Annotated in this window: 3 protein-coding genes; all 3 read left to right on the top strand. The window is 75.9% G+C overall.

The window, feature by feature from the left end; genetic code table 11:
* Nucleotides 1-1,085 precede the first annotated feature (1,085 nt).
* Nucleotides 1,086-2,318 carry a pyridoxal-dependent decarboxylase, exosortase A system-associated gene (locus POF43_RS31040; RefSeq protein WP_271322183.1) on the top strand — a complete coding sequence of 411 codons (1,233 nt, stop codon included), beginning with the start codon at nt 1,086-1,088 and terminating at the stop codon, nt 2,316-2,318.
* A 104-nt stretch (nt 2,319-2,422) separates the two neighbouring features.
* Nucleotides 2,423-4,357 carry an AfsR/SARP family transcriptional regulator gene (locus POF43_RS31045; RefSeq protein ID WP_271322184.1) on the top strand — a complete coding sequence of 645 codons (1,935 nt, stop codon included), beginning with the start codon at nt 2,423-2,425 and terminating at the stop codon, nt 4,355-4,357.
* A 506-nt stretch (nt 4,358-4,863) separates the two neighbouring features.
* Nucleotides 4,864-13,344: an SDR family NAD(P)-dependent oxidoreductase gene (locus POF43_RS31050; RefSeq protein ID WP_372516168.1), complete on the top strand. Its 8,481-nt coding sequence runs from the start codon at nt 4,864-4,866 to the stop codon at nt 13,342-13,344.
* The last annotated feature ends 30 nt before the right edge of the window (nt 13,345-13,374 follow it).

The raw sequence follows: 13,374 nt of genomic DNA on the forward strand, positions 1-13,374 counted from the left end.
GCGCCCGGGGTGGGGGCGCGGCATGCTCGGGGGCTCGGGGTGACGCCAACACCGGTGCCGTGCGTGCGGGTTGGGGCCCGGGGTGACCGAGCCACCCCAACACCGGTGCCGGGGGCCGCCGATGCCGCAAGACGCTCAGCGCGCAGCGCTCGGCGCTCAGCCGCCGGGTGCGGCAATTAACCGGCAATCGGTTCACCGGGGGATTTCCGCTATCAATGTCAGGACAACCGGAACAACACCGGGGTGTTCCCGGCGACATGGCACCCGGGTCCGTGACGGCCGTGCGCAAGAGCCCCGAAACGCCCTGGAGGGCATCCGCGTTCGGCGGCTTACGGTAACCGCGCCGCAGGTCAGTCGGGGCGGGCGGACAAAGTCGAATGGCGATAGCACGTCATTCCGGTTCAGCCCCTGGTTCACCGGGGTGGCGCTGCTGTAGGGTAAATCTCCGTGACTCGCCGTGGAGGACGCGTGCCCGGACAGCATCCGCCGGATTCATCGTAAAGGAATCGGGAATATGCCGAAGCAGGTGAGCCGGTTTTGTGGCGGCGCCGCGGACCTGGCATCGGTGGGCACACCGCCATGCCACGCCTGATCACCTCCGCCGCGTTCACCGAGCGGTCACGTCGCCGTAGTCGCCGGCGATTCATAAACCTGCCGCAGCCGACCTCCCGCACGCGCCCACCGTACGAACCGCGTTCCACCAGCTCTGTCCGCAACGCAACGACGCGATCGGGAGTCGACATGGAGCAACGGTGCCCCCGCGCTCGCCGCGCGGCCCGCCACACCATGGCCGTGGCGACCGTCGGCCGGTGCGAACGGACCGGCCGGCGGGCGTGTTCGCGGTGGTGGGCCCCGGGTACCTGGCCGCCGGTGCCGGACACCGGCACCACCTAGGCGAGTACGGGACGCAGCGCCCAAGCCGTCACCCCCGCGGGGGACGGCCGGTGCGGCGCGTCCTGTCCCCCGGCCGGCACGCCGCGTTCACCGCCGTGTCCGCCGGGCGAGACATCGAGGGAAAGAAACGCCGCGCCCCACGCGCGAACAACCGACCCGAAATGCGCCGCCGGACCTGGGGGATGAACTCGATGATGGAGACCACCGCGACACGGGCGACGCCCTTCGAACGCCGCGACGGCGTTCTGCTGGTGGGCGGTATTCCCGCGGACCGGCTGGCGGAACGGGTGGGCCGTACCCCGTTCTTCGCCTACGACCGGGCGCTGATCGACCAGCGCGTCGGCGAGGTGCGCGCCGCGTTGCCCGCCGGCATCGAACTGAGCTACGCGGTGAAGGCCAACCCGATGCCCGCGCTGCTCCAGCACATGGCCGGTCTGGTCGACGGCTTCGACGTGGCGTCCGCCGGGGAACTGGGCGAGGCCCTCAACACCACGACGCCCCCGCACCGGGTGAGTTTCGCCGGCCCGGGCAAGTCGACGGCGGAGTTACGGCAGGCGGTGGCCGCCGGCGTGACGGTCGAGCTGGAGTCCGGCAACGAACTCGTGCGGCTGCGCGAGGTCGGCGAACTGCTCGGTATCCGGGCCAGGGTCGCGCTGCGGGTCAACCCGGACTTCTCGGTGCGCGGTTCCGCGATGCAACTGGGCGGCGGCCCGCAGCAGTTCGGCATCGACGCCGAACGGGTCCCGGCCGTGCTGGCCGAACTGGCCGCCGCCGACATGGACTTCCAGGGCTTCCACGTCTTCGCCGGGTCGCAGAACCTGGACGCGGAGAGCATCTGCGAGGCGCAGCGCGCGACCGTGCGGCTGGTCGCCGGGCTCGCCGAGGCGGCGCCCGGCCCGGTCCGCTACCTCAACCTCGGCGGCGGCTTCGGCATCCCGTACACCTCCCGGGACCGGCCGCTCGCGCTGGGCCGCATCGGCGAGAACCTGGCGGAGCTGCTGGAGACGCAGGTGCGCGGCCTGCTGCCGCAGGCCCGGGTGGTCATCGAACTGGGCAGGTACCTGGTCGGCGAGGCGGGGGTGTACCTGACGCGGGTGGTCGACCGCAAGGAGTCGCGCGGGCGGACCTACCTCGTCGTCGACGGCGGACTGCACCACCAGCTCGCCGCGTCCGGCAACTTCGGCCAGGTCATCCGGCGCAACTACCCGGTGGCGCTGGCCTGCCGGGACGACGCCGGCGAGGGCGAGACGGTCGACGTCGTCGGCTGCCTGTGCACCCCCCTGGACCTGCTGGCGGACAAGGTCCGCCTGCCGCCCGCCGGGATCGGCGACCTGGTCGCCGTCTTCTGCGCCGGCGCCTACGGCCTGACGGCGAGTCCCACCGCGTTCCTCGGCCACCCGCCGCCGGCCGAAGTGCTCGTGTGACGCAGCGGAACGACCCCACTCGTCCGGCGATCTCAAAGGGACACAGCGTGCGAGCCGTCATATCGACCGAGGACAGGGAACCGGGTTGGGCCGATGCCGGGACCGTGTCACCGGCCGGCGCCGTTCTCACCGCCGCCAGGCCGCCGTACTTCCGGGTGCTGGGGCTGTTGCAGGTGGAGGGCGACGAGCCGGTGCCGATCACCGCGCGGCGCCAGCAGGTGGTGCTCGTGCTGCTGCTGCTCAACAGCAACCGGGTCGTGTCGCTGGAGAGCCTGTTCGAGGCCATCTGGGGCAGCGCCCCGCCCGCGACCGCCCGCGCCCAGGTGCAGATCTGCGTCTCGGCGCTGCGCAGGGCACTGCTGCGCTGCGGCCTGGGCGAGCGCATCCAGGTGCGCGGCGGCGGGTACGCCATCGAGGTGGACCAGGGCGAACTGGATCTGCACCGCTACGAGGACCTGGTGGTCCGCGGTCGGTCCGAACTCGCGGCGAAGCGGCCGGCGGCGGCCCGCGCCGCCTTCCGTGAGGCGCTGGCCCTGTGGCGCGGCGAACCGCTGGACGGCATCGACAGCGGGGTGGTGCGCGCCCACCAGGTGCGTATCAGCGAGCGGCGTGTCGAGGTGCTGGAGGACTGCGTACAGGCGGAGTTGCAGCTCGGGCTGCACAACGAGGTGGTCGGCGAGATCTCGGCGATGGTCACCGAGCACCCGCTGCGCGAACGGCTGGTGGGGCAGTTGATGACGGCCCTGTACCGGTGCGGGCGCCGCGCGGAGGCGCTGGCGGTCTACCGGGTGGTGCGGCAGCGCTTCGTCGACGAGCTGGGGCTGGAACCGGGCCCGTCGGTCAACCAGTTGCACCAGGACATCCTCACCGGTTCCCTGACCGGCCACGGGGACGCCGAGCGGCCCGAACCGGCCATGCCGTGGAGCAGCGCCGGGGTGCCGGTCCCGCGCATGCTGCCGGCCCGCGTGCCGTACTTCACCGGGCACGCCGAGCTGCTGGCGGCGTTACAGCGCCGGCTCGTGGGCGACCACGGGCCGCACACCGAACTCGTGACGGTGCTCACCGGGCGCGGCGGCGTGGGCAAGTCGACGGTGGCGAACGAGATAGCCAACACCCTGGCCGCCGAGTTCCCCGACGGCCAGCTGTACGCCCGGATGGCGGTCGGCGAGGAGCAGGCCGGGAACGTCTCCAACATCCTCAAGCAGTTCCTGTGCGCGCTGGGGTTCTCCGCCTCCGAGGTGCCCGCCGCCATGGAGGACCGGGCGGCCCGCTACCGCAGCGCGATCGCCGGGCGCCGGGTGCTGACGGTGATCGACGACGTGGTGGACGAGGCGCAGGTACGCCCGCTGATCCCCGGTACGCCGACCTGCCGCCTGGTCATGACCACCCGGGCGAGGACCGCCGCGCTGCTGGGCACCGCCGTCTTCGAGCTGGACGTGCTCGGCACCGGGGACGGCGTGGAGCTGCTGGCCGCCATGATCGGCCGCCAGCGGGTGCGGGCCGAACCGCGCGAGGCCGGGGAGCTGGTGGGCCTGTGCGGCGGTCTGCCGCTGGCGCTGGAGGGCGCGGCGGCCCGGCTGGTGGCCCGCCCGCACCGCACCATCGGCGACCTGGTGGCGCTGCTGCGCGACGAGCGGCACCGGCTGGACCAGCTCAACGGCCAGGGGGTCGACGTGCGGGCCACGCTGCTGCGCGGCTACCGGACCGCGCCGCCGGTGGCCAGGGCGCTCTTCGCCCGGCTGGGGATGCTGGAGCCGGGCGGTTTCGGGGCGTGGGTGGCCGCGCGGCTGATGGAGCTGGACGCGGCGTCGGCGACCGACGCCCTGGAGAGCCTCGTCGACGCGCGGCTGGTGGACGTCGAGAGCGGCACCGGCGGCAGCACCCGGTACCGCCTGCACGAACTCGCCCGGATCTTCGCCCGCGAACGGCTGTTCGCCGAGTTCCCCTCGCAGGACGACGCGGACGCCGGCCGGCGGACGTTCGGCACGTGGCCGCGCCGGGAGGACGAGGCCCGCTCGGCGACGGGCCACGGGGGCTGACGGGGCGTACGGGACCCGTCGCCGGGACCGCGCGGGTACGGCCCCGGCGAACGCGTGACGACCGGCACGCCGTTTCGCCCGCGCCGCCCGAAAACAGCCTCCCGGCCGCATCCGGCCGCGCCGGAGTGTGGGACCGTGGGGCATTGCCGACCGGTGCGCCGCCGCCACCGGAAACGTTCTGCGGCGCGTTCCGTGGAATTACGGAAGTGTCCTCCGCATCGGGCGGCGCGGTTCCGCCGGCGGTCGGCGCATAGCCCGCGGCCGCACACCGCCGGGGCCCTTTCCTTACCGGCCGACAACCCGTGAAGTACCGGCGTTGCGGCGGTGGCAGTTTGTTACCGACGCTTTCCGGCCACCGCCGCATTCACGGCAGGCGTTGACGCTCCCAGCCCCATCGCGTGGAATGTCGCTGTGCCGAAAACGGCGCGCGGACAAATGCGCGCACCCGTGAATGGTCTTCTATATTCCCGGTTCTCTCTGGCTCTGCTGCGACGGCGGTGGGTGGGATGGCTTCCATGAGTACGGGGTCGGCGGTCGACGAGCCGATCGCGGTCGTCGGGATGTCCTGCCGGTTGCCGCGGGCCGACGACCCGGGGCAGTTGTGGCGTCTGCTGGAGGCGGGCGGGGACGCGGTGGGCGAGGTGCCGCGGGGCCGCTGGCCGGACGCCGGGGCGACCGGGTACCGGCGCGGCGGGTTCCTCACCGAGGTGGACCGCTTCGACGCCGGCTTCTTCGGCATCTCGCCGAACGAGGCCGCCGCGATGGACCCGCAGCAGCGGCTCGCGCTGGAGCTGGCCTGGCAGGCCCTGGAGGACGCCCGGATCGCGCCCGAACGGCTGCGCGGCGCGGCGGCGGGCGTGTTCTTCGGTGCGATCGGCGGCGACTACGCCCTGCTGCACGACCGGTCGGGCACCTCCGGTCCGCACACCCTCACCGGCACGCTGCGCGCCCTGATCGCCAACCGCGTGTCCCACCAGTTCGGCCTGCGCGGCCCCAGCCTCACCGTGGACTGCGGCCAGTCCTCCTCGCTGGTGGCGGTCCACCTGGCCTGCGAGCAGCTGCGCCGCGGCACGGTGGGCCTGGCGCTGGCCGGCGGTGTCAACCTCAACCTGCTGGGCACCACCAGCGCGGTGCTCGGGGACTTCGGGGCGCTGTCGCCGGACGGCCGCTGCCACACGTTCGACAGCCGGGCCAACGGCTACGTCCGCGGCGAGGGCGGCGGTGTGGTGGTGCTCAAGCCGCTGTCGGCCGCGCTGGAGGACGGCGACCGGGTCCGCTGCGTCATCCTGGGCGGCGCGGTCAACAACGACGGCGGCGGCGAGGGGCTCACCGTGCCCGACGCGGACGCCCAGGCCGACGTCATCCGCGCCGCCTGCCGGTCGGCCGGGATCGCCCCCCGCGACGTGCAGTACGCCGAACTGCACGGCACCGGCACCCGGGTGGGCGACCCGGTCGAGGCCGCCGCGCTGGGCGCCGCGCTCGGCGCCGGACGGCCGCAGAGCGCACCCCTGCTCGTCGGATCGGTCAAGACCAACATCGGGCACCTGGAGGGCGCCGCCGGTGTCGCCGGGCTGCTGAAGGCCGCGCTGTGCGTGGAGCGGCGCCGCCTGGTGCCGAGCCTGAACTTCGACACCCCCCACCCGGACATCCCGCTGGCCTCATTGCGGCTGGAGGTGGTGCGCCGCACCCGCGAGTGGCCCGAGCCGGAGCGCCGGCTGGTCGCCGGGGTCAGCTCGTTCGGCGTGGGCGGCACCAACTGCCACCTGCTGGTGGCCGAGGCCCCCCGGCAAGAGGCCGCCGCACGGACCGCCGCGCCCGCCGCCGGCACCCCGCTGGTGCTGACCGCGCGGTCCCGGCCGGCCCTGCACGCGCAGGCCCGCGCCCTGTCCCGGCACCTCGGGGAGCACCCGGCGGCCGAGACCGCCGACGTGGCGCTGTCACTGGTCCGCGACCGGGGCGAGTTCGAGCACCGGGCGGTGGTCCTCGGCGACGACCGGGCCGCCCTGGTCCACGGGCTGGACGCGCTCGCCGCGGGCCGGCCCGACGGTTCGGTGGTGGTCGGCAGGGCCGTTCCCGGCGGGGAGGTCTTCGTCTTCCCCGGGCAGGGCTCGGAGTGGCCGGGGATGGCCCTCGGGCTGCTCGGCGGGCCGGCGGTGTTCACCGAGCGGCTGACCGCGTGCGCGCGGGCCCTGGAGCCGTACCTCGACTTCTGCCTCCTCGACGTGCTGCGGAACGCGCCGGACGCGCCGGACCTGCGGCACGCCGACGTGGTCCAGCCCGCCTTGTGGGCGGTGATGGTCTCGCTCGCGGAGGTGTGGCGGGCGCGGGGTGTTCAGCCGCGGACGGTGATGGGCACCTCGCAGGGCGAGATCGCCGCGGCGACCGTGATCGGCGCGCTCACGCTCGACGACGCGGCCCGGGTGGTCGCGTTGCGCTCCCGGGCGACCCGCTCGATCGCGGGGGGCCGCATGCTGTCGGTCGTCGCGCCGCCGGAGGTGGTCGACGGGCTGCTGGCGACCGCCGCGGGGGTCACCGTCGCGGTGGTCAACGGGCCGCGGTCGGTGGTGCTGTCGGGCCCGGTCGGCGAACTCACCGCGATGCAGGACATGTTGGCGGCCGCCGGGCACCGTACGAAGATGCTGTCGCCCACGTACGCCTCGCACTCCCCCGCCGTGGACGCGGTGCGCGAGGAGTTGCTGGCGGCGCTGGCGCCGATCCGGCCGCGTTCGACGCGGGAGGTGTTCGTCTCGACGGTGACCGGCCGGCCGGTGGACCCCGGCACGCTGGACGCCGCGTACTGGTTCGCCAACCTGCGGCACCCGGTGCGGTTCGCCGACGCGACGCGGTACGCCCTCGACCAGGGCCACAGCCGCTTCGTCGAGTGCAGCCCGCACCCGGTGCTCGCCGGCAGCATCGAGGAGACCGCGGAGGACACCGGCCGCGACGTCGTCGTCGTGGGCTCGCTGCGGCGCGACGACGGCGGGCCCGGCCGGCTGCTGCGCGGCGTCGCCGAGGCGTACGTGCACGGCGCCACCGTCGACCGGGAGGGCCTGTGCGTCGTGCCCGGCGCCGTCGCGACCGACCTGCCCGGGTACCCGTTCCAGCGCGATCGGCACTGGCTGGCCGGCGCGGACGGCGCGGATCGCCCGGCCGCCGCCGCGGGGGCCGTGACGGACCCGGCGGCCCCGGAGCCGTCCGGTGCGGTGGCGGGCGCCTCGCGCAGGGAGCTGGGCGACCTGGTCGCCCGCACTGTCGCGGCGGTACTCGGTCACCGCGACGGCACGCAGATCGACGCGACGCTCACCTTCAAGGCCCTCGGGTTCGACTCGGCCACCGTCGTGGAGCTGCGCAACCGGCTCCAGGCGCAGACCGGTCTGCGCCTGCCGACCACCGTCCTGTTCGACTTCCCCACCCCCCGGCTGCTGGTGGACTCCCTGTACGCCCGGCTGGCCGGGGCGGATCCGGGAGCGGAGGCCGCCGGGACCGGCGCAGCGGGGGCCGGGACGACCGGCTCGACCGGTACGGCCACCGCGGCCGGGACCGGAACGGCCGACGCCTCGACCACCGCGACCACCGCGGCCGGAACCGACACCGCTGACGCCGCGCCGGAGGAGGACCCCGTCGCCATCGTCGCGATGGGCTGCCGTTACCCGGGGTCGGTCACCTCGCCGGACGAGCTGTGGCGGCTGGTGGCCACCGGCACCGACGCGATCACCGCGCTGCCCGGCAACCGCGGCTGGGACCTGGACGCGCTGTACGGCCCGGGCGACGGGCGGCCGGGCAGTTGCGCGACCCGGTTCGGCGGATTCGTGCACGACGCGGACACCTTCGACGCGGAGTTCTTCGGCCTCAGTCCGCGCGAGGCGCTGGCCATGGACCCGCAGCAGCGGCTGCTGCTGGAGGTGGCCTGGGAGGCCGTCGAGCGGGCCGGGATCGACCCCACCGGCCTGGCGGGTTCGCCGACCGGCGTCTTCGTCGGCGCGATGGCCTCGGACTACGGGCCGCGACTGCACCAGCCGGGCGGGGTGGTCGACGGCCACCTGCTCACCGGTACCGCGACGAGCGTGGCCTCCGGGCGCATCGCCTACACCTTCGGTCTGCGGGGGCCGGCGATCACCGTGGACACCGCGTGCTCCTCGTCGCTGGTCGCCCTGCACCTGGCCACCCAGGCGCTGCGCCGCGGCGAGTGCTCCCTGGCGCTCGCCGGCGGGGCGACGCTGATGTCCAACCCCGGCAACCTGGTGGAGTTCAGCCGGCAGAACGGGCTGGCCGTCGACGGCCGGGCCAAGGCGTTCTCCGCTGAGGCGGACGGCACCGCGTTCGCCGAGGGCGCCGGGATGCTGCTGCTGGAACGGCTGTCCGACGCGCGCCGCAACGGGCACCCGGTGCTGGCGCTCGTGCGGGGCGTGGCGGTCAACTCCGACGGCGCCAGCAACGGCCTGACCGCGCCGAACGGCCAGGCCCAGCGGCAGGTGATCCGGCAGGCGCTCGCCGACGCCGGGCTGCGCGGCACCGACGTCGACGCGGTCGAGGCCCACGGCACCGGTACCGCGCTCGGCGACCCGATCGAGGCGGAAGCCGTCCTGGCGACCTACGGGCAGGACCGGGCGGCGCAGCGGGAGGTGTGGCTCGGCTCGGTCAAGTCCAACATCGGCCACACGCAGGCGGCGGCGGGGGTGGCCGGCGTGATCAAGATGGTGATGGCGATGCGGCACGGCGTGCTGCCGCGCACCCTGCACGCCGAACAGCCCACCGACAAGGCGGACTGGGACAGCGGCCGGGTGCGGCTGCTGACCCGGGAGCAGCCGTGGCCGGCCGGCGGGCGGCCGCGGCGGGCGGCGGTCTCCAGCTTCGGGATCAGCGGGACCAACGCCCACCTCGTCCTGGAGGAGCCGCCCGCGACACCGCGGCCGGTACCGGCGCCCGATGGCGAACCCCTGGTGTGGGTGGCCTCCGCCCGGTCCGCCGCCTCCCTGCGGGCCTACGCCGGCCGGCTGGGCCGGTACGCGGCCGCGGCGACCGGTGAGGAACTGGCCGGGACGGGTCCGGCGCTGGCCCGCCGGCCGTCGTTCGCCCACCGCGCGGTCGTGGTGGCGGCCGGCCGTGCGGAGCTGTGCGAGGCGCTGGCCGCCCTCGCCGAGGGGACGGCGCACCCGTGCCTGCGGACCGGCGTGGTGCCGGGCGGGCCGGTGCGGCCGGTGCTGGTCTTCCCCGGCCAGGGCGCGCAGTGGAACGGGATGGCGACCGAACTGCTGGCCCGGGACGCGGTGTTCGCCGGTCACCTGCGCGACTGCGCGCGGGCGCTGGAGCCGTACACCGGCTGGTCGGCCGTCGACGTGCTGACCGGGGCGCCCGGGGCACCGGAGCTGGCGGGGACGGAGGTCGTCCAGCCGGTGCTGTTCGCCGTCATGGTGGCGCTGGCGCGGCGGTGGATGGCGGCGGGGGTGGAGCCGGCCGCGGTGGTCGGGCACTCCCAGGGCGAGATCGCGGCGGCGCACGTCGCCGGCGCGCTGTCGCTGGCGGACGCCGCCAAGGTGGTCGCCCTGCGCAGCCGGGTGCTGGCCGTGCTGGACGGTACCGGCGGTGTGCTCGCGGTCGGCTCGCCGGCGGCGGAGGTGGGCGGGTGGATCGGGCCGTGGGAGGGCCGGTTGTGGGTCGCGGTGGACAACGGCCCGTCGGGCGCGGTGATCGCCGGCGAGCTGGCCGCGATCGAGGAGTTCGCGGCCGCGTACGAGGGCCGCGTCCAGTTGCGCCGCACCCCGGTGGCGTATGCCGCCCACACCCCGCACGTCGAGGCGGTGCGTGACGAACTGCTGTCCTTGCTCGGCGAGTTGGCGCCGCAGGAGGGTGAAACGGCGATCTGCTCCTCGTGCGAGGGGGACTTCGTGCCGGGGTCGGCGCTGACGGCCGGGTACTGGTACCGCAACCTCGCGGAACCTGTCGGGTTCGACGCGGCCGTGCGGGTGTGCGCCGGCGGCGGGCGGCCGTTGTTCGTCGAGGTCAGTCCGCATCCGATCCTGGCCGGCGCGGTCCGCGACATCCTGGCGGACGCGGGCGTGGCGGGCGGCGCGGTGGGCACCTTGCGGCGCGGTCTGGGCGGTCCGGCGCAGTTCGCCACCGCCCTGGCCGAGGCGTTCGTGCAGGGCGCCGAGGTGGCCTGGCCGCGGGTGCTCGGCCCGGTGGGCCACCCGGTCGAGCTGCCGGGTTACGCGTTCGACCGGCGCCGCTACTGGCTGGGCGGCGCCGACGGCGGTGTGCTCGGGCATCCGGTCCTCACCGGTGAGGTGCCGGTGGCGGACGGCGGCGGGGTGCTGCTGACCGGCCGCCTGTCGCGCCACACCGCCCCCTGGCTCGTCGACCACGCGGTGCGCGGCAGCGTGCTGCTGCCCGGCACCGGGTTCGTGGAGCTCGCGCTCCAGGCGGCCGCGGCCACCGGCGCGGATCTGGTGGAGGAACTCACCCTGCACGCCCCGCTGGTGCTGCCCGCCACCGGCGCGGTGCAGGTGCAGGCCGCGGTCGGCGGTGCCGACGCGTCCGGGCGGCGCACCGTGACCGTGCTGTCGCGGCCCGACGGGGACGGCGGGGAGTGGACGCGGCACGCCGACGGGCTGGTCGGGGGGCCGGCGCCGCGCGGCGGCGAACGGCTGTCGGCCTGGCCGCCGGCGGGTGCCGTGCCGATCGACCTGGCCGGCGCCTACGAACGGCTCGCCGAGGAAGGTTACGGCTACGGGCCGGCGTTCCAGGGCCTGACGGCCGCCTGGCGGGACGGGGAGTGCCGTTACGCCGAGGTGGCGCTGCCGGAGCCGGCCGACGCGGAGGCGGGCCGGTTCGCCGTGCACCCCGCCCTGCTGGACGCCGCCCTGCACGTCCTGGTGCTGGACGCGGCCGACGCGCTCGACACGGCCGGCCCGCTGCTGCCGTTCTCCTGGTCCGGGGTGTGGATCGCGGCGCACGGCGCGGACCGGCTGCGCGTGCGGCTGACCGGGTCGGCGGCCGGTGGTGTGGAGGTGTCGCTGCACGACGCGGCCGGGGCGGTGATCGGCGGGGTCGGGGAGTTGACCCTGCGCCCGGCCCCCGCCGCCGGGACGACCGCCGGGGCCGGTGCCGAACTGCACCAGGTGGACTGGGTGGCGGCCCCGGCCGCGGCGGGCGCGCCGGCGGACCGCTGGGCGGTGGTCGGCACCGGTGCCTTCACCGACGAGGTCTTCGGGGCGCTGCGGGCGGCCGGTCTCGACGCGGTGGCCCGCGACGGACTTGACGCGCTGCCGGACCCGGTGCCGCCGGTCGTCGTGGTGCCCGGCCCGCACCCGGTGCCCGGCGGCGGCGATCCGCTGCCCGCGGTGCGGTCGCGGCTGCGGGAGGTGCTGCGGCTGGTGCGCGGGTGGGTGGCCGACGACCGGTTCGGCGGTTCCCGGCTGGTGTTCCTGGCCGACCCCCGCTCACTGGACGGCGCCCCGGTGTGGGGGCTGGTGCGCTCGGCCGCCACCGAGCACCCGGGCCGGTTCGCGCTGGCCGACGTCGGCGGCGCGCCGCAGGGCCTGGCGGCCGCGCTGGCCGCCGTGGCCGGGGCGGGCGAACCGCAGTGCGCGGTGCGCGACGGGCGCCTGCTGGTGCCCCGGGTGGCCCGGCGCGCGGCGACCGGCGGCGCCCCGGTGGACCTGGGCGGCGGGACGGTCCTGGTCACCGGCGGCACCGGCGGGCTCGGTTCGCTGGTCGCGGAACGCCTGGTGGTCGAACACGGCGCGCGCGACCTGCTGCTCGTCTCGCGCACCGGCGAAGGGGCCGCCGGCACCGGGGAGCTGACGCGCCGCCTGGCGGACCTCGGGGCGACGGTGCGCGTCGCCGCCTGCGACGTGGGCGACCGCGGCGAACTGGCGGCGCTGCTGGCCCGCGTACCGGCGCGACGGCCACTGGTCGCCGTGGTGCACGCGGCCGGTGTCCTGGACGACGCGACCGTGGCGGGGCTGACGGCGGGGCAGCTGGACGCGGTGCTGCGGCCGAAGGCCGACGCGGGCTGGCTGCTGCACGACCTGACCCGGGACGCGCCGCTGCGGGCGTTCGTGCTGTTCTCCTCGGTGGCGGGGGTGCTCGGCACCGCGGGACAGGGCAACTACGCGGCGGCCAACGCGTTCCTGGACGCACTGGCGGAGCACCGGCGCGCGCTCGGGCTGCCGGCGGTGTCCATCGCGTGGGGCCTGTGGGCGTCGCCGAGCACGATGACCGCGGGCCTGTCCGGCGCCGACACCGCCCGGTTGTCCGGCACCGGCGTCGCGCTCCTGGGCAGCGGGCACGGCCTCGACCTGTTCGACGCGGCCCTGCGCCGGGCGGACGACGGCTCGGCGGCCGTGGTGGCCGCCCGCTGGGACACCTCCGGCCTGCGCGCCACGCTCGCGGGTGGCGGCGAGGTACCGGCGGTGCTGCGCGCCCTGGTCCCCCCGCCACCGCGGGCGGCGGTGGGCGGACCGGCCGCCGACCCCGGCCCGGCCCCCGAGACGCTCACCGATCAGCTGGCGCGGCTGGACCGGGCCGGGGCGTCCGAGGCGCTGCTGGACTTCGTACGCGAGCAGGTGGCCGTCTCCCTGGGCCACCGCTCGGCGGAGACCGTCGACGTGGGCCGGCCCCTGCGGGAGCTGGGGCTCGACTCGCTGATGTCGGTGGAACTGCGCAACCGGCTGACCGCGCGCACCGGCCTGCGGCTGCCGGCCTCCCTGGTGTTCAACCACCCCACCGTGACCGCGCTGGCCGGGTACCTGCTGGGCGAGCTGGTGGCGGTCGAACCCTCGGCGGAGGAACTGCTGCGGCAGGCCCTGGAACAGGTGGTCGCCCGGCTGGCCGACGCCGACCCGGCCGAGCGGGACCGGATGGCCGCCGCGCTGCACGACACGCTCGGGCACGTCACCGCGCCGGCGGGGGCCGGGGCGGCGGCCGCCGGGCCGGACCTGGGATCGGACGAGGAGATCTTCGCGTTCATCGACGCACGCAGCTGACCGGCCGCGCCAACGGCGCGGCGCTGACGG

Origin of the sequence: Streptantibioticus silvisoli (genome assembly GCF_027947535.2) — a bacterium.
Taxonomy (GTDB): Bacteria; Actinomycetota; Actinomycetes; order Streptomycetales; family Streptomycetaceae; genus Streptantibioticus_C; species Streptantibioticus_C silvisoli.